Genomic DNA, 21,795 nt, shown 5'->3' with positions numbered 1-21,795 from the left:
GTTATGACTGAAAATTTTGCACAGCTTTTTGAAGAAAGCTTAAAAGAAATCGAAACACGTCCTGGTTCAATCATCAAAGGTACAGTTGTTAAAATTGAAAAAGACAACGTTATTGTAGATGCTGGCCTAAAATCTGAATCTGTAATCTCTATTGACCAGTTTAAAAACACTGCTGGTGAAGTAGAAATCAATGTGGGTGACCAAATTGATGTAGCATTAGACGCTACGGATGACGGTTTCGGTGAAACTGTACTTTCTCGTGAAAAAGCAAAACGCCACGAAGCTTGGCAAGTGCTTGAAAAAGCTTACGAAGAAAAAGAAACTGTTATCGGTGTTATCAACGGTAAAGTTAAGGGTGGTTTCACTGTTGAAGTGAGCAACATCCGTGCATTCTTGCCTGGTTCATTAGTAGATGTTCGTCCAGTACGCGATACTGCGCATCTAGAAGGCAAAGATTTAGAATTCAAAGTTATTAAGCTTGACCAAAAGCGTAATAACGTTGTTGTTTCTCGTCGTGCTGTTATCGAATCTGAAAGCAGCGTAGAACGTGATGAATTACTTGAATCATTACAAGAAGGCCAAGAAGTTAAAGGTATCGTTAAGAACCTTACTGACTACGGTGCATTCGTTGATTTAGGCGGCATCGACGGTCTATTACACATTACTGATATGGCTTGGAAGCGTGTTAAACACCCAAGTGAAATAGTTAATGTTGGCGATGAAATCCAAGTTAAAGTACTTAAGTTTGACCGTGAACGTACACGTGTTTCATTAGGTATGAAGCAGTTAGGTGAAGATCCATGGGTAGCAATTGCTAACCGTTACCCAGAAGGTTCTAAACTTTCTGGTCGCGTAACTAACCTAACAGACTACGGTTGTTTCGTTGAGATCCAAGAAGGTGTTGAAGGCTTAGTTCACGTTTCTGAAATGGATTGGACTAATAAGAACATCCACCCATCTAAAGTTGTTAACTTAGGTGATACTGTTGAAGTATTAGTACTTGAAATTGATGAAGAACGTCGTCGTATTTCTTTAGGTCTTAAGCAATGTATCCCGAACCCATGGGAAGAGTTTGCTAAGAACTTCAACAAAGGTGATAAAGTTAGCGGTAAGATCAAGTCAATCACTGACTTCGGTATCTTCATCGGTCTTGACGGTGGCATCGACGGTCTTGTTCACTTATCTGACATTTCTTGGAATGGCGGCGAAGAAGTGGTTCGTGAATACAAGAAAGGTGATGAAATCACTGCTGTTGTATTGCAAGTTGACCCTGAGCGTGAACGTATTTCTCTTGGTGTTAAACAAGCTGAAGATGACCCATTCAATCAGTATCTGACAGACAACAAAAAAGGTGCTATTGTTAATGGTAAAGTTGTTGAAGTAGATGCGAAAGGCGCTAAAATTGAATTAGCTGAAGGCGTTGAAGGTTACCTACGTGTAGCTGACATCTCTGTTGAGCGTGTTGAAGATGCAACTACAGTGTTATCTGTTGGTGATGCAGTTGAAACTAAGTTTGTTGGTGTTGACCGTAAGAACCGTACTATCAGCCTTTCTATCAAAGCGAAAGATCAAGCTGAAGAACGTCAAGCAATGGACAACCTGAATCAAACTACTGATGAAGGCGGTTTCGCTAACGCTATGGCAGAAGCATTTAAAAACGCTAAAGGTTAATTCTTTAGTGGCATAAGGAGAGGAGAAGGTCAAAATTCTCCTCAATTGTAAACTCGATAGGCGTGAAGCTTAATGAAACTGGAGGTCTAATGACCAAGTCAGAACTCATTGAAAAATTAACGGAAAGTTTATCTCATCTTTCTGCTAAAGAAGTTGAAGTTGCGATAAAAGAAATTTTAGAAATGATGGCGCAATCCTTGTCTAAAGGTGAGCGTATTGAAATTCGAGGTTTTGGTAGTTTTTCTCTACATTTTAGAGCACCACGTACAGGCCGTAACCCAAAAACGGGTGAGGCTGTAGAGCTTACTGGTAAATATGTACCACACTTTAAGCCAGGAAAAGAGTTACGTGAAAGAGTTAATCTTTCGATAGCGTAATGCAAATTGATTGATAAAACGGCATGCTTTTTAGCATGCCGTTTTTTTTATGTCGTCATAAATATATGTAAAAAATAAGACAATGTTTTCACTTAAGATTAATGCTATTTTATACTCCTGAACTTAACTGCATTGGCATGCTATTGCAGACGTTATTTCTATAGTGAATTTGTGTAAAACGATTTTAGAGGAATTATTGTGAAGCTCTATTTTACTTTGTTTTTTGTTTTTGTACTCTTAACCATAGCGTTTATTTTTGGTAGTCAAAATGATCAACTAATTACGATTAACTATATTGTCGCTAAAGCGAATATACCTGTCGCTATGGCGGTAAGTGTTTTCACAACATTAGGATTTTTCCTTGGTTTATTGACTATTTTATTGTGGAAACTGATAAAGCCATTTAGACGAAAGTCTTCTACAGACACAAAATAAGGTTTAAATTTTCATATGTTAGAGCTGTTATTTTTACTGTTACCTGTGGCAATGGGCTATGGCTGGTTCATGGGACGAAATAGTATCAAGCAAAAAGATCAAACAGCAACGCAAGATCTGTCAATTAAATACTCTACTGGGCTAAATTACTTATTGTCAAACCAGCAAGATAAAGCGATAGATTATCTTATTGAGGCGTTAAAGGTTGAAGATGATACAGTAGAAGCGCACTTTGCCATGGCTAACCTTTTTAGGCGCAGAGGAGAGCTTGATAGAGCATTAAAGGTTCACGAACACCTAGTGCGTCACGGCAATCTCCCGACAAAAGCGAAGCGACAAGCTGTATTTGAATTAGCAAAAGATTTTTTGAGTGCAGGCCTTTACGACCGGGCAGAGAAAATGTTTTATAAACTGCTTAAAACAAAAGAATATGGATTAAAATCTCACAAAGCACTTATGCAAATATACCAATCTACGAAAGATTGGAATCAAGGCATTGCGCTTAAAAAATCGATCATCAAAAGTAAAGATAAAAAATTACTGCATGAGCTAGCAAATTTTTATTGTGAACTAGCAACGATTGCTGATGAGCAGGGGGAGTTTATTCAAGTTGTTGAATTGTTGGAAAATGCATTACTGTTTGACCCAAATTCTTGTCGTGCTAATTGGTTGCTAGCGTCTGTTTATGAAGGTCATCAGCAATATGATGAAGCATGTAAATGTTATCAAGATATTTATGAGCAAGACAAAGAGTTCTTCCCAGACGTAATAGAAAAAATGCATCACTGTTATGCTCAAATCGATGCAGAGCCCGAATATTTCAAGTTTATTTCTAAAGTGTATGATGAAACGGGCAGTACTTCAGCTTTAATCAAGTATTTGGAATATATCTCTACTAAACACGGACAACAAAAAGCACACGAGTTTCTACTTTCAGCCCTGAAACGAAGGCCAACCATAAGAGGGTTTAAGCACTTTATTAAGCTCCAAATGAATGATGTTGCTTCTCAGCATCAAAATGAAAGCTTAGATGTCATCAAGGAGCTCATATCGGCTTATATTAATATGCGCCCGAGATATAGCTGTAGAACTTGTGGTTTCAATAGTTCTACTCATTATTGGGCTTGTCCTTCATGTCATGATTGGGAACAACTAAAACCTGTTCGTGGACTAGAAGGCGAATAAATTTAGGTGCACTAATCAAGCTACATCTTAAAGTTATCATGAGACAAGTTATTTTGATTAAGATGCACTTTATTCATTTATTCTCGGCTTCAACTTCCAAACGATAATTATTTTTGCATTCAATTAAAATTTTCTTATTGCTAAATTTATCTGGATTTTCGCTGTATAATACGGGAAATTTTTCCTACAGACTCAAAGGAATCCTCTATGAATGAAGCCAAAGTTGTTGTGGCATTAGATTTTGATAACCAAGCTGACGCTCTTGCTTTTGTTGATAAAATTCAGCCAAGTGATTGTAGATTAAAAGTGGGCAAAGAAATGTTTACCTATTTTGGTCCTGCATTTGTCAAAGAGCTGGTTAATCGTGGGTTCGATGTTTTTCTCGACTTAAAGTTTCATGATATTCCTAATACGGTGGCAAAGGCCGTTACTGCGGCTGCAGAGCTAGGAGTATGGATGGTTAATGTTCATGCCTCGGGCGGGACGCAAATGATGATTAAAGCTAAAGAAGCACTATCTGCTTACGGCGATAAAGCACCACTACTTATTGCGGTAACTGTACTAACAAGTATGGGCGAAGATGACTTAGCTGGCTTAGGTATTGAAAAATCTCCAGCAGAGCAGGTGGATGCTTTAGCAACACTTGCACAAAATGCTGGACTTGACGGTGTTGTTTGTTCAGCGTGGGAAGCGGAGAGCTTAAAAGAAACCTTTGGTGATGATTTTAAACTAATAACACCAGGTATTCGCCCTAAAGGGGTGTCTTCAGATGATCAAAAGCGCATTATGACGCCCGAGCAGGCTATTGAGGTAGGTGTTGATTATCTAGTTATTGGTCGTCCGATAACGCAATCATCGGATCCTAGCTATGTTTTACAGCAAATTAATCAGTCACTTAGTTAAAAATAATTAATTATTTTTTTGACAAACTCAAAAGTTAAGTCTAATTGTTAAAGCAGTCATAATGGTTATGACTGCTTTTTTAATGGAAAAGTTTTACAAGGATGACTTATGAAAAAAATCATATCTATGGCGTTATTAGCGCTTTCTTTATTAGCTACAACTTCTGCGTATAGCATGGCTGAAACAGTCGATTCTGCAAATGTGCAAAAACATATGTTAACTATTAATGTTAATCAAGCTGGAGTCGAAGAGTTATCGCAACTTAAAGGCATTGGTGAAGTAAAAGCTAACGCGATAGTGAACTATCGCAAGTTAAATGGGCACTTTAGCTCATTAGAAGATTTACTAAAAGTAAAAGGAATTGGTGACAAAGTATTGGCGGATAATCTTGCCCAACTGTCTATTTAATCAAGCTAACTTTTTATTCGTTAAAAAGTGGCTTAGAGATAAATTGAATTATTAATAAAAAAGCCACCAAGTATGCACTTGGTGGCTTTTTTTATTCCTGTAAACTGATATCGTAATTACGGCTTAGTAGGGCCAGCACTGCTTCTATTTAATGCGTCAGCAGTTATTGCATTACGACCGGATTTGCTATGAGCTAATCGAGCTTCTGATGCTATAAAATCTGTCGGCAACATCTTCATTTCATGCGAAGTTTCAGGCTTTGCCATAGGTGATGAAGCACGAAATTGTTGCATTTTAGTTGCTATGCTTTTCATTTTCGCTGGCTCAGCAGCTTCAACTGGCTCAGCAGCTTCAACTGGCTCAGTCGCTTCAACTGGCTCAGTCGCTTCAACTGGCTCAGTCGCTTCAACTGACTCAGCAGCTTCAACTGGCTCAGTAGCTTCAATTGGCTCAGCAGCTTCAACTGGCTCAGCAGCTTCAACTGGCTCAGCAGCTTCAACTGGCTCAGCAGCTTCAACTGGCTCAGCAGCTTCAACTGGCTCAGCAGCTTCAACTGGCTCAGCAGCTTCAACTGGCTCAGTCGCTTCAACTGGCTTAGCAGCTTCAACTGGCGTAGCAGTAGCTTCCAAAGGCAACTCAGTTTGTTGCTCTGTTGAAACGCCAACGGCTTCATTAGTCAAAATAGGTTGCTCGACAGGTGCTTGCTCAACAACACTTTGTGATGTTAATGGTAGATCTTGCTGCACCTCTACTGAGTTACTTTCAACAGCCTGATTTTCAGGGTACCTTGCTTGTACAGGGTCTTCGCTAATTTCAGTTGTATTGTTAATGGCTTCATTACTAACAACATTATCTTTATCGTCGTTACTTTTACGACGACGTTGACCATGCGACCTTAAGTGTCGAGGAGAGCGTCTGTTCCTCGTGCGCTCACCTTTAGACTCTATCGCGTTATTATCTGCGTCAATTATTTCAGACTTAACTTCCGCAGCCTTATCAACTTTCGTTGTTTTTTTATCGGCCTTGTCTGTTTTATTTTGAGTAGCAACGTTTACTTTGTCAGTAGTCGTGTTTACCTCTGCTCTTGCATCATTTACACGAACTTTTTTGCGGTTATTACGACGCTGCCTTTTTTCCGCTACTTTCTCTTCCTTTGGCTTTTGATTGCGATCTTGAGCGGGTTTGCGCTGATTTCGTTGTTTACCATCTTGTTTTTGATCTTTTTCTTCAACGGAAGCTTCTTTATCCCTTGCAGGACGGGCATTTCTGCGTTGACCTTGACCTTGACGGCCTTTTCTATTTCGCTGCTGATTATCATGTCTTGGACGTTTTTTAGGTTGAGGTTTCTCTTCTACAACTTCCTCAGCCTTGAATAATCCCCCCAACCATTCTATGAAACCGGCGACAATACCCTTAGACGATTTTGCTTCTGCTTTCTTATTAGGAGTTTTACTATCTTGTTTTACTACAGCCGAACGTTTTGGTGCAGCCATACCTTGTATCAATGGCTCATCACGTTTTACTTGTTCAGCATTGAATTTAGGCATCACAGCTTCTTCTATTACACCTGCTTTAACATCAATATCGTAACTAGCTTCTGCAATTGTTTCGTCTTTTCGAACACGTATCACCTCATATTGCGGTGTATGCATGTTTGGATTAGGAATGATCAAGACTTTTACATGATGGTGCTTTTCAACATGGAAAACACTGCGTCTCTTTTCATTCAACAGATAGGTTGCCACAGGCACAGGTACTTGTGCTTGTACTTGCGCAGTATTATCTTTAATAGCCTCTTCTTCCATAAGGCGAAGAATTGATAAGGCTAATGATTCAATGCCGCGAATTTGACCAGTACCATTACAACGAGGGCATACACCTTGGCTTGTTTCACCAATCGAAGGACGTAAACGCTGGCGTGACATTTCTAATAAGCCAAAGCGAGAAATTCTACCTAATTGAATACGAGCTCTGTCTTGATGGACAGCATCTCGCATACGATTTTCAACTTCGCGTTGATGGCGTACGGGCGTCATATCGATAAAGTCGATAACAACTAAACCACCAGCATCACGCAGTCGTAATTGGCGTGCTATTTCTTCTGCTGCTTCAAGGTTAGTGTTAAATGCGGTTTCTTCAATGTCACCACCTTTAGTTGCTCTTGCCGAGTTGATATCGATAGAGATCATTGCTTCGGTTGGATCAATAACAATTGAGCCACCTGAAGGAAGTCTTACTTCTCGTTGAAACGCTGATTCTATTTGCGTTTCAATTTGATAATGAGTGAACAAAGGAACATCGTTTGTATACAATTTAACTTTGTTTGCAAAATCAGGTCGTACTACTTCAATGTGTTTTTTAACGCTCTCGTAAATTTTAGGGCGATCGATGAGTACCTCACCTATATCACGACGCAAGTAATCACGTATTGCTCTAAGTATTAGGTTACTTTCCTGGTGAATTAATAGCGGAGCAGGGCGGCTTGCCGCACCTTCTGAAATGTCATTCCATAAACGAAGTAGGTTGTCTAAGTCGTATTCCAACTCTTCGTAATCTTTCCCTACACCAGCAGTACGAACAATTAACCCCATACCTTTAGGCAGGCTCAATTTATTCAGTGATGATTTAAGTTGAGTGCGCTCATCACCTTCAATACGGCGAGAAATACCGCCTGCTCGTGGGTTATTTGGCATTAGTACTAAATAACTACCAGCAAGACTAATAAAGGTAGTTAACGCAGCGCCTTTTTGTCCGCGCTCTTCTTTATCAATTTGAACGATAACTTCTTGGCCTTCTTTTAAAACATCTTTGATGTTAGGGCGACCTTGAAATTTATATCCGTCAGGGAAGTATTCGCGGGCGATTTCTTTCATTGGTAAGAAACCGTGGCGTTCAGCGCCGTAATCAACAAACGCCGCTTCTAATGAAGGCTCAATACGCGTGATTTTGGCTTTATAAATGTTGGCTTTTTTCTGTTCATGACCTGGGCTTTCGATATCTAAATCGTAAAGGCGTTGACCATCAACGAGTGCTACACGTAATTCTTCGGATTGCGTAGCATTGATTAACATACGTTTCATAGTTTCTGTGACTCATTTTTTAGTCACAGCACACCATTTGCTTAGAACACAAAGCAATCTATTGCAATGGTAACAGCAGCTTGTCAGCCTCTCGGGTGTCAATCTTATTAAGCCATGTTACTTAATAAGCTGTTAAATATATCTGATTGTCGTATTTCGTTAAGAATAATTCTTAACGATTATATTCTTTATGTGCTCAGCAAGCGTGCTGTGCTTTTACTGATTGCTTGTCTTTATAAAGGTTAATATTTTTAACCGGATGATAGTAGCGATCAGTTATTTTAATAATTTGCTTTGTTTGCGCAGGACTAAATGTTTATGTTTCTGTTCAGCAAGTTACTCGCGCCGAACTCAACAACGGGCATTTCAGTTATTACGTCTGTTATATAAGCGCAATAAAGTAGCCGCATTTCGCCTCTTACAATTCGCGTAAAAGCCTCCAATAAAGTTACATTTAATTTTTTAAATTTGTAACCGCCGCATTATCCCACCAAGTCACCCCATAACGCAATCAAATAGCTGTTTATTTTAGCTAAAAAGCGTATTTATTTATGTTAAACTGCGCGCATGAACGAAGAAACCAAACCAAAAGTACGATTTTTCACCATTGATAGTGAAGAAGACGGCCAACGAATCGACAACTATTTAGTTAAAACACTAAAAGGTGTCCCTAAAAGCATGATCTATCGTCTTTTAAGAAAGGGCGAAATTAGGGTCAATAAGAAAAGAACTAAACCAGAATATAAAGTGGTAGCTGAAGACATTGTGCGAGTAGCTCCCATTCGTATATCGGAAAAAACCAATACGGTATCTACCCAGTTAAATATTGTTTCTAATCTTGAATCGCAAATATTATATGAAGATGAAGTATTAATCGTCATTAATAAACCTTCAGGTATGGCAGTGCACGGCGGAAGCGGGCTCAGTTTTGGGCTTATTGAAGCGCTAAGAGCGTTGAGACCTAATACAAAGATGCTCGAACTAGTGCATCGCTTAGACAGAGATACTTCTGGTTGTCTTGTTGTGGCAAAGAAACGATCTGCACTTAGAAATTTGCATGAGCAACTTCGCAATAAGAAAGTTCAGAAATTTTATCATGCGTTAGTGAAAGGACGTTGGTCTGAGAAAGTCACTAAAGTTACAGAAGGTCTAAAGAAAAACGACCTGAAATCAGGTGAACGTGTCGTTATCGTAGATAATATTAACGGCAAAGAGTCTGAAACACGATATAAAGTGTTGCAGAAATATAATGGTGCAACGTTAGTTCGCGCGTTTCCAGTGACCGGTAGAACTCATCAAATTAGGGTACATTGCCAAGTTAAAGGTCACCCCATTGCTTGTGATGCAAAATATGGCGCTGAAGACTTTGATTTTAAAATGAAAGAGCATGGCTTGAAACGGCTATTTTTGCATGCAGCCAGTATCGAATTTACTCATCCGCGCACAGAAAAAAGATTAAAGATCGAAGCGCCTTTAGGTGAAGAGCTTGATTCTGCTTTACAACAACTTAAAAAAGCTAGTTAATAAATTATTTTTCTAACATTGGAAAACAAATCTTTATAAAGCATGGAACATTATAAACTTGTCATTTTCGATTGGGACGGTACGCTAATAGACTCAATAGGGCGAATTGTCTCATCATTGCAACAGGCAGCGATTAGCTGCCATTTGCCTGCACCTTGCGATATTAGCGCAAAAGGTATTATTGGCTTAAGTTTACCTGAAGCAATCAAACAATTATTCCCTGCACGTAGTGCTGCACAGGAAATAGCACTTATTGAGCAATACAAGATTCAATATAGAGAATTAGATACAACACCGTCGCCGTTGTTTTCTCGTTCGATCGAGTTATTACAATTACTCAAATCACAAGATAGAAAATTAGCTGTCGCTACAGGTAAAGGGCGAGAAGGGCTTAAACGTGTGTGGCAAGATACCAATATTGGTCATCTATTTGATGGTTCAATATGCTCTGATGAAGCCAAATCTAAGCCTCACCCTCAAATGCTACATCACTTACTTAATGAGTTTTCACTAGCACCAAGTCAAGCCGTTATGATTGGTGATTCAAAGCATGATTTAAAAATGGCAGCAAATGCAGGAATCGATAGTATAGGTGTTACAATAGGTGTCGATAATGAACAAGAACTGTTAAAGCATAACCCTAAAGTCATTGTTCATTCGTTGTCTGAATTAGAGCAGCTATTTAGCTAGACTGCTCTGAAAGTACATTAATGCCTTGTTGATCGAGTAATTCAGTAAGTCTAATAAGTGGTAAGCCAATTAAACTATTTGGATCGTCTCCGGCTAATTTCTCGAACAAGCAAATACCTAACCCTTCACTTTTGAAGCTACCTGCACAATTATAAGGTTCTTCAGCATGTAGGTATTGCGTGATAGCCTGCATTGACAAATTCTTAAAGTGAACGTGGAAAGGTTCAACCAGTGATACAGTTTTACCCGATTGCACATCTAATACTGCCAGCCCAGTATAAAATGTAACGCATTTACCGCTAAATTTTTGTAATTGCTTTAATGCATTGTCAAAATGATGTGGTTTACCAAGAATTTCTCCGTCACACACAGCTACCTGATCTGAGCCAATGATTAACGCATCGTTAAACTCCCTAGAAACGGCTTGCGCTTTTTCAATGGCTAAACGCTCAACCAATGCTTGTGGAGTTTCATCTGCTTTGGCTTCTTCGTTGATATCAGGTTTAGCACATATAAAAGGAAGATTAAGTTTTTCTAAAATAGATTTTCGGAAAGTTGAAGTTGAACCTAGCACCAATGTTTTCATATAATAGCTTCATTATTATTCAGTTTGGACTATATATTGGGTCTATACTGAGTTTTTAAAGAAAAACGACGAATTTTCTTTGACACGTGCCTATATGGGCTTTATTATGCGCGCCTTATGAAAAATCTTAAACTTCCAATAACAATTGATCCGTTTAAAAGCGCTCAGCGTCGATTAGAGTGCGAAGGCGTATTTAAGTTAACGGAAATGAATAGATTGCTTGCTGTGTGTGAAACACATGGTGAGCAAGTTAAAGTTAGTGTGCAATTTGATGTGGATGAACTTGGACTGGTTGTATTAACAGGAAAAGCATCGGCGTCCGTGTCATTAACTTGTCAGCGTTGTACAGAAGATTTTGAGCAGGAAATTGAAGCTGAATTTTGTTTTAGTCCTGTGAAAAAGCCTGAACTCGCTGATGAATTGCCGTCATATTATGACGCAATTGAATTAGATGAAAATGGTGAAGTAAACTTGCGAGAATTAGTAGAAGAAGAGTTAATCCTCATGATTCCATTAATTCCAAAGCACAACTTAGAAGATTGTAATGCGCAAGCAGACAGTGTTTGGGGTGAGTTGCCGGAAGAGCTTGATAAACCGAATCCATTTGATGTATTGAAACAGCTCAAGTAGTTATATTTTAGTTAGCAACCGATTTTAGGAGTCAAGCTATGGCAGTTCAAAAAAGTAAAAAGTCTCGTGCAAGACGTGGCATGCGCCGTTCACACGATGCTTTAACAGCAGAAAACTTATCAGTAGATCCAGTATCTGGTGAAACTCATCGTCGTCACCACGTGACAGCTGATGGCTTTTACAAAGGCGTAAAAGTAATCGCTAAGTAATAAGCGAATTACAAATTGAATAATCTAACCATTGCGTTAGATGTTATGGGGGGCGATAAAGGCCCCCTTATAACGATCCCTTCAGCAATAATGGCCGTCAATCAATTGCCATCTTTGCAACTTATACTTTGTGGCGATAAAAATGTCATAGAGCAACTTTTACGTACCCATCAAGCGTTAGAACATCCCCAACTTTCAATTGAGCATACAACGCAAATCGTCACCATGTGTGAAAAACCTTCCAGTGCGATGCGTGGTAAGAAAGACTCGTCCATGCGAAAAGCGATTGATCTCGTTAATGAAGGTACTGCTCAAGCCTGTGTGAGTGCAGGGAATACTGGGGCTTTGTTTGCTACAGCCCACTTTGTTCTAAAAACATTACCAGGAATAGAACGACCAGCTTTGCTATCAGCATTACCAACGCGGCTTCCGAATGCTCATGTGTTTATGTTGGATTTAGGCGCTAATGTATTCTGTGACGCAAATGTTTTATATCAGTTTGCCATTATGGGCTCTGTTTTGGCTCAAGAGGTTGATGGTATTGCACGTCCCAAAGTCGCACTATTAAATATGGGTGAAGAAGAAATAAAGGGAAGTGATCACATCAAGTTAGCTGCGTCACAGCTGCAACAGAACCCTGATATCAATTATATTGGATTTATCGAAGGGAATGATATTTTCAATAATAAGGCCGATGTCATTGTCTGTGATGGGTTTGTTGGTAATGTTGCGCTTAAAACATGTGAAGGGGTAGCAAGTTTAGTTTACGAAAAAGTTAAAGAAGTACTCGAAAAAAACATATTTGCTCGAATATTAGGCCGAATTCTAGCGCCAACGTTAAAAAAACTCTTTAAATCAATGAACCCCGACCAGTACAACGGTGCAAGTTTGGTAGGATTGCGTGGCATTGTGGTTAAAAGCCATGGAAATGCAAATTCGAAAGCTTTCTTTACTGCGATAATGGAAGCGGTAAAAGAAGTCGAAAGACAAGTTCCAAAGAAGATAAAAGACAAATTGGAACATGGTTTAAAGCAAAGGCAATAAATTTAATATGTATTCAAAAATCGTTGGTACAGGTAGCTATTTCCCTAAACAAATTCGTTCAAATGCCGACCTAGAAAAAATGGTAGATACAAGTGATGATTGGATAACCGATCGTACAGGTATCAAAGAACGTCGTATCTCGAACGAAAGTGAAACTGTTGCTTATATGGGCGCAGAGGCAGCTAAAAAAGCGTTAGAAATGGCTAATTTAGAAGCCAAAGATATTGATATGATTATTATGGGAACAACGAGTTCTCATGCTGATTTACCTAGTGCTGCATGTTTTGTTCAAAAATATCTAGAAGTACCTTACATTCCAGCTTTTGATATTGCGGCTGCATGCTCAGGTTTTATCTATTCATTGAGCGTAGCCGATCAATTCATTAAATCTAATACATCTAAGCGCATTCTAGTAATTGGTGCAGATAACCTTTCCCATATGTGTGACCCGACAGATAGAAACACCATCGTATTATTTGGTGATGGTGCAGGTGCATGCATTCTAGAAGCATCTGAAGAGCAAGGGATATTATCTACGCATATTCATTCAGACGGTAAACATGGCGCACTACTTGGTGCTGACGCGCCTAAGCGCGGTGAAGTAATGACCGAGGAAAGCGCCTATATCTATATGAAAGGAAATGAAGTATTTAAATTTGCAGTGACACGATTAAGTGAAATTGTTGAAGAAACCCTTGCTCATAATAATATGGATAAATCTGATATTGATTGGTTGGTGCCACATCAAGCTAACCTCCGGATTATCAAAGCTGCCGCTAAAAAGCTGTCAATGCCAATGGAACAAGTAGTTGTAACGTTGGATAAGCACGGCAATACGTCTGCAGCTACAATCCCTACAGCACTTGACGAAGCTATCAGAGATGGTCGAATCAAGCGCGGACAAACTATTCTGATGGAAGCCTTTGGTAGTGGTTTTACCTGGGGTTCTGCACTTATAAAATATTAGGCTACACCTTAAAGTAGCATTTATAGCTTTAATAAACAGGTTTTACTATGCAAAACGAACTAGCATTTGTGTTTCCCGGACAAGGCTCACAAACTATTGGAATGTTGGCAGATTTTGCTGACAACGACACCGTTCAACAAACATTCGCACAAGCGTCAAAAGCATTAGGCTACGATGTTTGGCAGCTGATCTCACAAGGACCAGCAGAAAAACTAAATGCGACCAATTATACCCAGCCAGCACTCTTAACGGCCAGTGTTGCGCTTTGGCGGTTACTGAAAAGTGAAACATCCCTGTCACCAGCATATTTAGCCGGTCATAGCTTAGGGGAATATTCTGCACTTGTTTGTGCAGAGGTAATTTCATTAGAAGAAGCGGTTGTTTTGGTTGAGAAACGTGGTGAGTATATGCAAGCGTCTGTTCCGGAAGGAGTCGGGGCGATGTTCGCCATAATTGGCTTGGCAGACGACAAAATAATCGAAGCATGCGCAGAGGCTGCACAAGGTGATGTTGTATCTGCTGTGAACTTTAACTCTCCAGGTCAAGTGGTTATTGCTGGCCACAAGTCGGCCGTAGAGCGCGCAGGTGAGTTATGCAAAGCAGCGGGCGCGAAACGCGCATTACCTTTGCCAGTTAGCGTGCCATCGCATTGCGCATTGATGAAAGGTGCTGCTGACCTGCTTGCTGAGGAATTAAAACAAGTAACATTTAACGCACCTAGTATTCCTGTTATCAATAATGTTGATGTTGCAGCTGAAACAGATGGTGAAGCAATTAAACAGGCACTCATTAAGCAGCTATATAGTCCGGTACGCTGGACGGAAACTGTTGAGCATCTAGCACAACATGATGTGGTACAGCTTGTTGAAGTGGGTCCAGGTAAAGTACTACAAGGCTTAACAAAAAGAATCAATAAATCGCTTACGTGTATTTCAGTAAATGACGTAGCGACTTTGGACAAAGCGAAAGAAATTAATAAATAGGATTAAATATGTTTTCTTTAGAAGGTAAGGTTGCATTGGTTACAGGCGCAAGCCGAGGTATTGGAAAATCAATTGCTACACAACTCAAAGAATTAGGTGCCGTTGTTATTGGTACGGCGACATCAGCGCATGGCGCAGATAAAATCAGTGAATATTTAGGCGAAGGTAATGGCTTAGTGTTGAATGTCACACAGGATGAGTCTATTAAGGCCCTGTTTGAAGCCATAAAAGAAAAACATGGCTCCGTCGACATTCTAGTCAATAATGCAGGAATTACGCGTGACAATTTGATCATGCGCATGAAAGACGATGAATGGAACGATATAATAGAAACCAACTTATCTTCTGTATTTAAGATAAGTAAAGCAGTACTTCGTCCGATGATGAAAAAACGTGTTGGACGGATCATTAATATCGGTTCAGTAGTAGGTTCTATGGGCAATGCTGGGCAAGTTAACTATGCAACGGCAAAAGCCGGTTTACTAGGTTTTACAAAATCTCTAGCAAGAGAAGTTGCATCACGCGGCATTACCGTTAATACTGTTGCACCTGGGTTTATTGATACTGATATGACTCAAACGTTGACAGATGAACAAAAGGAAGGCATCTCTTCACAGGTTCCTGCTAATAGACTTGGGAAACCAGAAGAAATTGCAAATGCTGTAGCATTTCTTGCTTCGGATGCTGCTGCTTATATCACAGGCGAAACATTGCATGTCAATGGCGGCATGTATATGGTCTAACTTTTATACTTTGGACTTGCGTCTTAAGGGTATATAAGTATAAATTATTATGTTGCTCAGAGGTTTGACCAGCTTAAAAAGTAAAACTCGAAGCTTGCATGGTCTGCTTTTGGCGAATACACTACACGCAATTTGCAAAATTGCATCTTTTTAGTAAAGGAAAAAAAATGAGTACAATCGAAGAACGCGTAAAGAAAATCACTGTTGAGCAATTAGGTGTTAGTGAAGAAGAAGTAACAATTGAAGCTTCATTTGTTGACGACTTAGGCGCTGACTCGCTAGACACAGTTGAATTAGTAATGGCGTTAGAAGAAGAGTTTGACACTGAGATTCCTGATGAAGAAGCAGAGAAAATCACTACAGTTCAAGCTGCTGTTGATTACGTTACTGCTAATCAATAATTCTTTGAATCAGGTGGCTTAAACTGCCTGATTTCTTTTACGAGCTAAAATATTTAGCTCGTAAAATTCTCAATACTATTCAAAAAATTCAATTCTATCGGAGGCAACACATCCATGCGACGCGTTGTAGTTACCGGTCTAGGTATGTTAAGCCCTCTGGGCAATTCACCTGAAGCAACTTGGAGTGCCTTATTAGAAGGCAAAAGTGGCATCGGGATGATCGAACATTTTGATACCACAGAATACCCAACTCGTTTTGCAGGCCTAGTTAAAGACTTTAATGTTGAAGACTATATGCCTAAAAAAGACGCAAAAAAAATGGATTTATTCATTCAGTACGGCGTTGCGGCAGGTATTCAAGCATTTATTGATTCTGGAATGGAAATCAATGACTCGAATGCATCACGTGTAGGTGTAGCAGTCGGCTCTGGTATCGGTGGCCTAGGTCTTATAGAACAAAATCATGAAAAAATGTTAAAGACAAGCCCTAAAAAGCTGTCACCATTTTTCGTACCATCGACCATCATTAACATGATATCAGGCCATTTATCGATCAAGTATGGTTTAAAAGGCCCCAATATTTCGATTGTTACGGCTTGTACTAGTGGCGTCCATAACATTGGTCACGCCGCTAGAATGATTGCTTATGGTGATGCTGACGCTATGTTAGCTGGTGGAGCTGAAAAAGCATCGACTACTTTGGGTATGGGCGGCTTTGGCGCAGCAAGAGCACTTTCTACTCGTAATGATGATCCGCAAAAAGCATCACGCCCTTGGGATAAAGACCGTGATGGCTTTGTCCTTGGTGATGGTGCAGGTGTTATTATGGTTGAAGAGTATGAGCATGCAAAAGCTCGTGGCGCTAAAATTTATGCTGAACTGGTTGGTTTTGGCATGAGTGGCGATGCTTATCATATGACGTCTCCTCCAGCAGATGGTGAAGGAGCTGCCGCAGCAATGGTAAATGCTATCAATGATTCAAAAATAGACCGAAATAAAATCGGTTATATCAATGCTCATGGTACATCAACCCCAGCTGGTGATATAGCTGAAACGAATGCCGTAAAAGCTGTTTTTGGTGAGCAAGCAAAGAACCTTTTAGTTGGTTCAACTAAATCAATGACAGGCCATTTATTAGGCGCGGCGGGCTCGGTTGAAGCTATATTTACAATTCAAGCACTGGTAAACAACAAAGTGCCACCGACAATTAATTTAGATAACCCTGATGAAGGCTGCGACCTAGACTATATTTCAGATGGCGCACGTGATGTAGATTTAGAGTATGCATTATGTAATTCATTTGGTTTTGGTGGTACAAACGGTTCACTATTATTCAAGAAAGTTTAAGGTAAACCTTTTTAACTTTAATTAAATATCACTTGAATTCATAAGCTTAAGCCTGAATACTTTGTAATAAGTATTCAGGCTTTTTTATTTCTTTTTATGACCCTACTTTTTAGTTCAATGAATGAACAAACCGTATTTAATATCGATGTTAATGAACGTGGGTTAGCCTATGGTGATGGGCATTTTACTACGGCCAAAATAATTGACGGAAACATAGAGCATTTAAATCTCCATATTGCCCGGTTGGTCCATGCACATGATGTTTTAGGTTTAGCGACAAGTGTTGCTGAAATTGATACTGAGCGTTTAATTGACTATCTTAGCAGGGTAGCGAAAGACTTTGATAAAGCCGTTGTCAAAGTTATGATAACGGCTGGAGCTGGTGGTCGAGGATATGCAAGGAATGGTTTAAAACAATTAAATATTTTTGTGTTAATTTCTTCCTTCCCTGAGCATTACGACTTGTGGCGAAGTCGAGGGATAGATCTTGGTCTGAGTCCATTTGTACTTTCTTCTAGTCCTGTACTTGCCGGCATTAAACATTTAAACCGAATAGAACAAGTCTTGATCAGAGATGAACTTGAGCGGCGAAATGAAGATGATGTTCTGGTTTGTGATCAATATGGCAATGTAATAGAAGCAAGTTGCGCGAACCTGTTTTGGTTTAAAAATGGTCAATGGCATACGCCTGAATTATCTACATCGGGGGTTGACGGTATATATCGCCAGTTCATCCTTTCAAGAGTAGAACATATAAAAGTCGATTCTTATTCTGTAGCAGTGTTAGAAGATGTCGACGCTATGTTTATTTGTAATTCAGTCATGGGTATAGTGTCGGTTGCAAAATACAAAGGGGTATCGTTAACAACGACTCCAGTTACTTTATTGGGTGAATTAATAAAATGATCAAACGTTTAGTTGTTACGCTTTTTGCACTAGGCGCAATATTAGTTTTGAGCTTTTATTACCTGTTGAATCAAAAAATGAATCAAAGGCTCCCGTTAACTCAGCCAACGTTGTTTTCCATTAACGCAGGGGAATCGTTAAATAGCTTGTCCAAACAATTGAAGACAATGGCATGGATTGAAACACGCTTTTGGATCAGGGCTTTTGTTCGGCTTAATCCTAAGTACTCTGCGTTAAAGCAGGGAACTTATCAGATTAATAACTATGATACCCTGAAAACTCTGCTGCAAAGGCTCGTCGATGGTGATGAGCATCAGTTTAGTATCACGTTTGTAGAAGGTTTAACGCTTAAGGAGTGGTTAGTAATACTAAATAAACAGCCCTATATCATTAAAACAGCAGAGACCGACTCAATCGCTAATATTGTTGAGTATTTAGGCATCAACCAAGAAAATCCAGAAGGGTGGTTTTTTCCTGAAACCTATGCATATACAGCCGGTACAAAAGATATTGAGTTGCTTCAAAGAGCGCATCGTAAAATGGAGTTAGTCTTAACAGCTGCGTGGCAACAAAAAACACAGCAGTTACCCTACGAAAACGCCTATCAAGCCTTGATTATGGCCTCTATTATAGAGAAAGAGACTGGAAAAACTTTTGAGCAAGGAAAGATTGCCTCTGTATTCGTTAATCGTCTGAATAGAAAAATGCGATTACAAACGGATCCGACAGTTATTTATGGCTTAGGAGAGCGTTTTCAAGGTAATATCACTCGAGCACATTTAAAAGAAAAAACTGCTTACAATACGTACAGAATTAATGGCCTGCCGCCAACACCTATTGCAATGCCGGGATTATCTGCCATCACAGCAGCTTTAAACCCTGAGTACACGGACGACTTTTATTTTGTTAGTCGTGGTGACGGCACGCATCAGTTTTCATCAACTTTATCACAGCACAACAAAGCAGTTGCTAAATATCAGTTAGGAAAAAATTAATGTCGAAAGGCAAATTTATAGTTATCGAAGGCATGGAAGGTGCCGGAAAATCATCCGCTATCAAGGTTATTACTAAAACGCTCGACGAACATAACATCGCTTATCAGCAAACACGAGAGCCTGGCGGTACGCCTTTAGCGGAACAGTTGAGAACAATTGTAAAGTCAGCTGATCATCAAGAAGTGGTCACCCAAGAAACAGAGTTGTTTTTAATGTATGCGAGTAGAAGTCAGTTATTACAGAATGTTATTGAACCTGCATTAGAAGGTGAGCAATGGGTGATAGGCGATCGTCATGATATGTCATCTCGTGCATACCAAGGAGGTGGTCGTAAAATATGTGAAGCAACTATAGAGTCCATAGCTCAAGTGACACTAAAAGGTTTTAAACCTGACCTAACGATTTACTTAGATATTGAACCCCAAATCGGCTTATCACGCGCTAAAGCTCGTGGTGATTTAGATCGGATAGAACTAGAGCAATTTGAGTTTTTTGAACGAGTACATGCAAAATATCGACAACTTGCCGCTCAAGACAAAACAGTAGTTACAATAGATGCGAGTCAATCGATGGAAAAAGTACATCAAAATGTTAAACAGGCCATTGATGCTTTTTGCGTAGCGAATAAATAAGTTCAACTATGAGATCATGGAATAAAGCACATCAACAATTAATGAGTCGTCAATTTAGTGAAGGAAAACTGCCTCACGCTATCTTGATCTGCGGTGCCCATGGCGCAGGAAAACTGTCATTGGCTAAATGGATAGTTAGCATATTTAATTGCCAGCGCCCAAGCCAAAGTAAAGAGTCTATATTGCATGCCTGTAATGAATGTAAAACTTGTCTGTTAAGTCACAGTGGTACAAATCCAGATACTGCAGGTATTGAGCAAGTAGAGCGAAGTATTAGTGTTGAGGATGTAAGAAAGCTAACTCAGTTTTTAGAAACCAAACCGCAATTAGCGGCGGGCAAGTCAGTGTTTATTTCCGAGTCAGAAAGGTTGACGGAATCTGCTGCAAACGCTTTATTAAAAACGTTAGAAGAGCCAAATGATAACAGCCTGATTGTATTGACCTGTCGTGATCAAGAAAGCGTATTACCAACAATATTAAGTCGCTGTCAATTAGTGATGATTAGACCATTAGTAGGTCAAGCCCTAAGCGAGCATGCTAATATTGAAGAAATTGATCCATACATTAACATCAATGCTTTAACTGAGTTGACTGATCCTGAATTAAAGGAGCAATATATGGATTTTAATACATATATGGCAAACTTTGTGCAGTCAGGAAGTATCACTGTAGAGTTAGAAACATCGATATTAAACCATCAGTTTGGCTTAGATTGGCTTGAGCGCTATATGATCAACATAGTACGAAAGCAAAACCATTGGCAAGTGTCCAATATGCTCTCTGAAATAAAGCCTGAATTAACCTTAAATACATTTTGGCATATATATCAGCTAGTAATTCAAGCGAAAAAGAAGTTAAAATCTTTAGTGCAAGCAAATCAACTGTTTGTAAAAGAGCAATTAATTGCTGATATTCAAGCATGTATTGAGAAATCTGGGGCGATAAATTGAGTACGCTATTTATAGAATTTGTTTCTGAACGAGATTTGTATCTTTCCTATATGCCATTTTTAAAAAATGGTGGCTTATTTGTACGTACTTCAGAATCTTTTGAGCTAGGTGATGAGATTGAACTCGATGTACAATTACCTGACTCCTTAGAAAACTCTACCGTTAAGGGTAATGTATGTTGGTTGACGCCAATAGGGGCCCAAAATGGAACACCTCCGGGAGTTGGTGTTAGTTTTGTTGAAGATAAAGAAAATGTTAAAGCCCAAATAGAAAAGTCCATTGCTAGGTTTCTGAGCTCTTCAGATCCTACCTTAACTATGTAGTCATTCCTTTACGGAGATAATTGTGTTTATAGATTCTCACTGTCATCTAGATCGCCTAGATTTGACAGATTTTAACGACGACTTAAGCTTTGTTGTTAATGCAGCATCGGCTGTTAGTGTCAACGAAATGTTATGCGTTAGCGTAACACTTCAAGAATTTCCTAAAATGGCTGAATTAACAAAGCCTTTTCCTAATGTTTACCTATCCTGTGGAACGCATCCACTAAATCAGGAAGACAAAGTCGATCAGGGACAACTTCACGTGCTTGCCCAACATCCACGCGTTATTGCGATTGGTGAAACGGGCTTAGATTATTTTTATGCACCGGAAACCAAAGCACTACAGCAAGACTCATTTAGAAAGCATATAAGAGTTGCGAGAGAATTAAATAAACCACTCATTATTCATACCCGTGATGCCCAAGAAGATACACTTGCGATATTACAGGAAGAGCGAGCTGATCAGATTGGGGGAATTTTGCATTGCTTTACAGAGTCACTCGAAATGGCTGAAGCTGCAATGGATATAGGATTTTATATATCATTTTCCGGTATTGTTACGTTTAAAAATGCGTCGGCGCTACGTGAAGTAGCTAGAAAAATACCGAATGATAAATTCTTGATTGAAACAGATGCTCCATATCTTGCACCAGTACCTCACCGAGGCCAACAGAATCAGCCTGCTTATGTTGTCGACGTTGCTAAGCATTTGGCAAGTATTCGAGGGCAATCGGTTGAAGATATTGCCAGATTGTCGACAGATAACTTTAACAAGCTATTTAACTTATCACAAAATACTGCTTGAT

General features: G+C 39.4%; 24 protein-coding genes. 22 read left to right on the top strand and 2 right to left on the bottom strand.

The genetic code is table 11. From position 1 onward, the window contains the following. Positions 1-3: 3 nt before the first annotated feature. The 6 genes from rpsA (at position 4) to QUE03_RS11085 (ending at position 4,979) form a co-directional block, all read left to right on the top strand. Positions 4-1,671 carry a 30S ribosomal protein S1 gene (gene rpsA, locus QUE03_RS11110; protein ID WP_286261426.1) on the top strand — a complete coding sequence of 556 codons (1,668 nt, stop codon included), beginning with the start codon at positions 4-6 and terminating at the stop codon, positions 1,669-1,671. 89 nt (positions 1,672-1,760) lie between these two features. Further along, the gene (gene ihfB / locus QUE03_RS11105; RefSeq protein WP_286261424.1) at positions 1,761-2,048 is read left to right on the top strand and encodes an integration host factor subunit beta; all 288 of its coding nucleotides are present in this window, start codon (positions 1,761-1,763) and stop codon (positions 2,046-2,048) included. 198 nt (positions 2,049-2,246) lie between these two features. After that, a complete protein-coding gene (locus tag QUE03_RS11100) occupies positions 2,247-2,483 on the top strand; it encodes a lipopolysaccharide assembly protein LapA domain-containing protein (RefSeq protein ID WP_286261422.1) in 237 nt (78 codons plus the stop codon). Positions 2,484-2,498: 15 nt separating this feature from the next. Beyond that, on the top strand, positions 2,499-3,668 hold the full coding sequence (gene lapB / locus QUE03_RS11095) for a lipopolysaccharide assembly protein LapB (RefSeq protein WP_286261420.1): 1,170 nt from the start codon (positions 2,499-2,501) through the stop codon (positions 3,666-3,668). Between the two features lie 207 nt (positions 3,669-3,875). Beyond that, positions 3,876-4,571 carry an orotidine-5'-phosphate decarboxylase gene (pyrF, locus tag QUE03_RS11090; RefSeq protein ID WP_286261418.1) on the top strand — a complete coding sequence of 232 codons (696 nt, stop codon included), beginning with the start codon at positions 3,876-3,878 and terminating at the stop codon, positions 4,569-4,571. Positions 4,572-4,679: 108 nt separating this feature from the next. Beyond that, positions 4,680-4,979 (top strand): ComEA family DNA-binding protein, encoded by a 300-nt coding sequence (locus QUE03_RS11085; RefSeq protein ID WP_286261416.1) that lies wholly within the window; start codon positions 4,680-4,682, stop codon positions 4,977-4,979. A gap of 116 nt (positions 4,980-5,095) precedes the next feature. Here the strand turns inward: QUE03_RS11085 and rne are convergent, their stop codons facing one another. Continuing rightward, positions 5,096-8,059 carry a ribonuclease E gene (gene rne / locus QUE03_RS11080; protein WP_286261414.1) on the bottom strand — a complete coding sequence of 988 codons (2,964 nt, stop codon included), beginning with the start codon at positions 8,057-8,059 and terminating at the stop codon, positions 5,096-5,098. A gap of 567 nt (positions 8,060-8,626) precedes the next feature. Between rne and rluC the strand changes: the two genes are divergently transcribed. Both rluC and QUE03_RS11070 read left to right on the top strand, forming a co-directional pair. Next, positions 8,627-9,583 (top strand): 23S rRNA pseudouridine(955/2504/2580) synthase RluC, encoded by a 957-nt coding sequence (gene rluC / locus QUE03_RS11075; RefSeq protein ID WP_286261412.1) that lies wholly within the window; start codon positions 8,627-8,629, stop codon positions 9,581-9,583. Positions 9,584-9,625: 42 nt separating this feature from the next. After that, the gene (locus QUE03_RS11070; RefSeq protein ID WP_286261410.1) at positions 9,626-10,273 is read left to right on the top strand and encodes an HAD-IA family hydrolase; all 648 of its coding nucleotides are present in this window, start codon (positions 9,626-9,628) and stop codon (positions 10,271-10,273) included. Here the strand turns inward: QUE03_RS11070 and QUE03_RS11065 are convergent. Beyond that, a complete protein-coding gene (locus QUE03_RS11065) occupies positions 10,266-10,859 on the bottom strand; it encodes a Maf family protein (protein WP_286261408.1) in 594 nt (197 codons plus the stop codon). The two genes, QUE03_RS11070 and QUE03_RS11065, sit on opposite strands and share 8 nt — an antisense overlap. A gap of 117 nt (positions 10,860-10,976) precedes the next feature. On the opposite strand from QUE03_RS11065, the gene yceD reads away from it, so the two are divergent. The 14 genes from yceD to QUE03_RS10995 all read left to right on the top strand — a co-directional run bounded on the left by yceD (position 10,977) and on the right by QUE03_RS10995 (position 21,794). Next, complete coding sequence (gene yceD, locus QUE03_RS11060) at positions 10,977-11,489, top strand: 23S rRNA accumulation protein YceD (RefSeq protein WP_286261405.1); 513 nt, start codon at positions 10,977-10,979, stop codon at positions 11,487-11,489. A 38-nt stretch (positions 11,490-11,527) separates the two neighbouring features. Beyond that, a complete protein-coding gene (gene rpmF, locus QUE03_RS11055) occupies positions 11,528-11,698 on the top strand; it encodes a 50S ribosomal protein L32 (RefSeq protein ID WP_169074728.1) in 171 nt (56 codons plus the stop codon). Positions 11,699-11,713: 15 nt separating this feature from the next. After that, positions 11,714-12,742, top strand: a complete 1,029-nt coding sequence (plsX, locus tag QUE03_RS11050; RefSeq protein WP_286261399.1) for a phosphate acyltransferase PlsX — start codon at positions 11,714-11,716, stop codon at positions 12,740-12,742. A 7-nt stretch (positions 12,743-12,749) separates the two neighbouring features. After that, the gene (locus tag QUE03_RS11045; RefSeq protein WP_286261397.1) at positions 12,750-13,709 is read left to right on the top strand and encodes a beta-ketoacyl-ACP synthase III; all 960 of its coding nucleotides are present in this window, start codon (positions 12,750-12,752) and stop codon (positions 13,707-13,709) included. Between the two features lie 47 nt (positions 13,710-13,756). Then, entirely contained in the window at positions 13,757-14,692 is a 936-nt protein-coding gene (gene fabD / locus QUE03_RS11040; protein WP_286261395.1) for an ACP S-malonyltransferase, read from the top strand. 8 nt (positions 14,693-14,700) lie between these two features. Next, complete coding sequence (gene fabG / locus QUE03_RS11035) at positions 14,701-15,435, top strand: 3-oxoacyl-ACP reductase FabG (RefSeq protein WP_286261393.1); 735 nt, start codon at positions 14,701-14,703, stop codon at positions 15,433-15,435. Positions 15,436-15,602: 167 nt separating this feature from the next. Beyond that, positions 15,603-15,836 (top strand): acyl carrier protein, encoded by a 234-nt coding sequence (gene acpP / locus QUE03_RS11030; protein ID WP_286261392.1) that lies wholly within the window; start codon positions 15,603-15,605, stop codon positions 15,834-15,836. Between the two features lie 114 nt (positions 15,837-15,950). Next, positions 15,951-17,183: a beta-ketoacyl-ACP synthase II gene (fabF, locus tag QUE03_RS11025; protein WP_286261390.1), complete on the top strand. Its 1,233-nt coding sequence runs from the start codon at positions 15,951-15,953 to the stop codon at positions 17,181-17,183. A 96-nt stretch (positions 17,184-17,279) separates the two neighbouring features. Further along, positions 17,280-18,089, top strand: coding sequence for an aminodeoxychorismate lyase (gene pabC / locus QUE03_RS11020; protein WP_286261388.1), 810 nt, complete (start codon positions 17,280-17,282; stop codon positions 18,087-18,089). Further along, positions 18,086-19,084, top strand: a complete 999-nt coding sequence (gene mltG / locus QUE03_RS11015) for an endolytic transglycosylase MltG (RefSeq protein WP_286261386.1) — start codon at positions 18,086-18,088, stop codon at positions 19,082-19,084. Before pabC ends, mltG begins: the two co-directional genes overlap by 4 nt. Next, on the top strand, positions 19,084-19,716 hold the full coding sequence (gene tmk / locus QUE03_RS11010) for a dTMP kinase (protein ID WP_286261384.1): 633 nt from the start codon (positions 19,084-19,086) through the stop codon (positions 19,714-19,716). The genes mltG and tmk overlap by 1 nt, the downstream gene beginning before the upstream one ends. A gap of 8 nt (positions 19,717-19,724) precedes the next feature. After that, a complete protein-coding gene (locus QUE03_RS11005; RefSeq protein ID WP_286261382.1) occupies positions 19,725-20,666 on the top strand; it encodes a DNA polymerase III delta subunit-related protein in 942 nt (313 codons plus the stop codon). Continuing rightward, a complete protein-coding gene (locus QUE03_RS11000) occupies positions 20,663-20,989 on the top strand; it encodes a PilZ domain-containing protein (RefSeq protein ID WP_286261379.1) in 327 nt (108 codons plus the stop codon). The genes QUE03_RS11005 and QUE03_RS11000 overlap by 4 nt, the downstream gene beginning before the upstream one ends. A 22-nt stretch (positions 20,990-21,011) precedes the next feature. After that, positions 21,012-21,794: a TatD family hydrolase gene (locus QUE03_RS10995; RefSeq protein WP_286261377.1), complete on the top strand. Its 783-nt coding sequence runs from the start codon at positions 21,012-21,014 to the stop codon at positions 21,792-21,794. Position 21,795 lies beyond the last annotated feature (1 nt).

It is taken from the genome of Thalassotalea atypica, from assembly GCF_030295975.1.
Classification (GTDB): Bacteria; Pseudomonadota; Gammaproteobacteria; order Enterobacterales; family Alteromonadaceae; genus Thalassotalea_F; species Thalassotalea_F atypica.
The sequence above is the reverse complement of the archived record's forward strand: the minus strand, read 5'-3'. Positions and strand labels throughout refer to the sequence as shown.